General features: G+C 27.5%; 1 protein-coding gene and 1 pseudogene. Both read left to right on the top strand.

The window, feature by feature from the left end:
• The first annotated feature begins 46 nt into the window (after nucleotides 1-46).
• Nucleotides 47-1,615, top strand: coding sequence for an anthranilate synthase component 1 (locus D9V67_RS03185; protein ID WP_187308343.1), 1,569 nt, complete (start codon nucleotides 47-49; stop codon nucleotides 1,613-1,615).
• Between the two features lie 3 nt (nucleotides 1,616-1,618).
• Nucleotides 1,619-2,224, top strand: a pseudogene (locus D9V67_RS03190) (glutamine amidotransferase-related protein); the annotation flags it as partial.
• Nucleotides 2,225-3,208: the final 984 nt, after the last annotated feature.

The raw sequence follows: 3,208 nt of genomic DNA on the forward strand, positions 1-3,208 counted from the left end.
ATGAAAAAAAGTGAAATGATTTCTTTTGAAAAAAGAGATGTAATTAATGCGAAATAATGCATGTAAAATTGAAATACTTCAAAGAAAAGCCCGCTATCATTTAGATCCTACAACCATTTTTAATCATCTTTGCGGATCAAAATCAGCAACATTATTACTTGAAACAGCAGAAGTGAATAAAAAAAATGATTTAGAAAGTATAATGATTATTGATAGTGCAATACGCATTTCTGCTCAAAATAATTCTGTACAATTAACTGCACTTTCTGATAATGGTGCATATATTTTATGTATGTTAAAAAATAATCTAGATGAAGACAAAAAACTTAAATTTTTTGAATCTTCACAAAGCATCAATATAATTTTTCCTGCTATTGAAAACAATCTGGATGAAGACAAAAAACTTTTTTCATTATCAGTATTTGATGCATTTAGATTCATTATGAATATATTTAACGATACCAAGAAAAAAAATAAAGCAATTTTTTTTGGAGGTCTTTTTTCCTACGATCTGATTTCTAGTTTTGAATCATTGCCGAGACTAGAGAACAAACAAAAATGTCCAGACTTTTGTTTCTATTTAGCTGAAACTTTATTAGTTTTAGACCATCAAAAGCAAACATGTTTGATTCAAAATAGTATTTTTACTACAAACACAGATGAAAAAAAAAGAATTCAACAAAGAGCAATAGAAATAGAACAAAAACTTGCAGAAGAATTAAATATTATTCCGAAACATGAAATTAAAAATATTGAATTAACTTCAAACATGAGTGATTTGCAATATTGTAATATAATCCAAAAACTACAAATACTGATTCAAAAAGGCGAGATTTTTCAAGTTGTACCATCTCGAAAATTTTTTTTACCCTGCACCAATGCACTATCTGCTTACCAAGAATTAAAAAAAAGCAACCCTAGTCCCTATATGTTTTTCATGCAAGATAAAGATTTTAAACTTTTTGGTGCATCACCAGAAAGCTCTTTAAAATTTGATTCAAAAACACATCAAATTGAACTATATCCGATAGCAGGGACTAGACCTAGAGGCAGAAAAAAAGATGGATCGTTAGATTTAGATTTAGACAGTAGAATTGAACTTGAGATGAGAACTAATCATAAAGAACTTGCAGAACATTTAATGTTGGTAGATTTAGCTCGTAATGATCTTGCGCGCATTTGTGAACCGGGTTCAAGATATGTTTCAGAATTAGTTAAGGTTGATAAATATTCACATGTAATGCATTTAGTCTCTAAAGTAGTTGGCAAATTAAAAAGTGGATTAGATGCTCTGCATGCTTATGCTGCATGCATGAACATGGGAACGCTGACCGGAGCTCCTAAAGTTAGAGCTATGCAATTGATCGCTGAATCTGAACAACAAAAAAGAGGCAGTTATGGAGGCGCTATAGGTTATTTTACTGGTTCAGGAAATTTAGACACGTGTATAACGATACGGTCAGCATATGTAGAAAAAGATATCGCTACTATTCAAGCAGGTGCAGGTATTGTTTTTAATTCTGTAGCTAAAGATGAAGTGAATGAAAGCTTAAATAAAGCACAAGCGGTAATAAATGCGATAAAAAAAGCACATGATTCAAGAGGAACTCTTTAAAAAATGGCAAATATTTTATTATTAGACAATATAGATTCCTTTACTTATAATCTTGTTGAACAATTGAGAAAACAAAACAACAAAGTTTTAATTTATCGTAACACAGTCGATATAAAAATTATTTTATCAACATTGAAAAAGATAAAAAATCCCATACTGATGTTATCTCCTGGACCCGGTTTGCCGCGACAGGCTGGATGCATGTTAGAGTTGATCAAAAAAGTAAAAGGCAATATCCCTATAATAGGAATCTGTTTAGGCCATCAGGCAATAGTAGAAGCTTATGGAGGCATGATTGGATATGCAGGTGAGATATTCCACGGAAAAGCGTCTTTAATCAATCACGATGGTTTAGAGATGTTTAGAGGGATATCTCAACCACTTGCTGTTGCTCGGTATCATTCTCTTATCTGTAACAAAATACCAGATCATTTTACAATTAATTCTTTTTTTAACAAAATGATTATGTCTGTAAGAAATGATCTAGATCATGTATGTGGGTTTCAATTTCATCCTGAATCTATTTTAACCACTTGTGGGGATCAAATATTAAAACAAATTATTCATTGGGCATCTTTAAAATATATTTCGACAATAGACAATACTCTATTATAAAATATATATCACTAAAAAATATCAGATATAAAAAAGATATTAATTTTCAATATACTTAATAATCTTTCAATCATGACAATAAATTTATAAGCTTCCTTATTCCTTTCAGGATCAAGAAAAACATCATCTAACCTATAAATTGTTTTTCAATCAACAAAGTAGAGAGTTTCTCTTTACTCTTGTCCATTGTGCAATCAGGCGATATATTATTCTGACCAGTTCAATCAATTTTAGTTAAATTAACACTTAATTAAAATATTATTAAAAAAATTTCTCTATCTATCGCTTTTGATTCAACTGTTCTGCAGCAGAACCATCATAAATTGTTCAGTCAAATATATTTTGAAAAATATCTAAAGAACAAATAAACAGATATCTCTTTATATACAAAATATTCATGATAACAAACTGACGATAATGCAATATAAAAATATCTTAGAGCTCAGGTATAAAAGATTATCAATAACACCTAATAGAAAATAAACAATAGGATTAAAATTTTTTTTAAATTTTCATCATAAAATAATAGTATTTTAAAAAAAAAGTTATCCACAATTTCTGTGTATAAGTTTATTAAAAAATTTGTATAATTTCTATTATATTTATAAAAAAAATTATGTAACTATATGTTTTATATATATTTATTTTTTATGTATACCCCAAACAAGAGATGTTATTAACTTGTTCATAAGTCTGGGGATAACTTCTGTATAGATATGATTAGAATATACTGTCCCTACTATCAACGCTGTATAATAAAAAAACTATATAAAATAAAAAAACATTAACTTCTTTTAAAAAAAAACAAATATATATATATATATGTATTTATTTAATTGTTATTATTTTTTTTTATTTAAGTAATTATTAGTATCAATCTATTTAACATATTCTTTATGTATTTAAATATTATGTCCTATTTTTTTTTTACAAAAATAAAAACAGACAATCTTGCCTTAATCGATTAAATTAGTTATT

Source organism: Buchnera aphidicola (Brachycaudus cardui) (assembly GCF_005081945.1).
GTDB classification, from domain to species: Bacteria; Pseudomonadota; Gammaproteobacteria; order Enterobacterales; family Enterobacteriaceae; genus Buchnera; species Buchnera aphidicola_AN.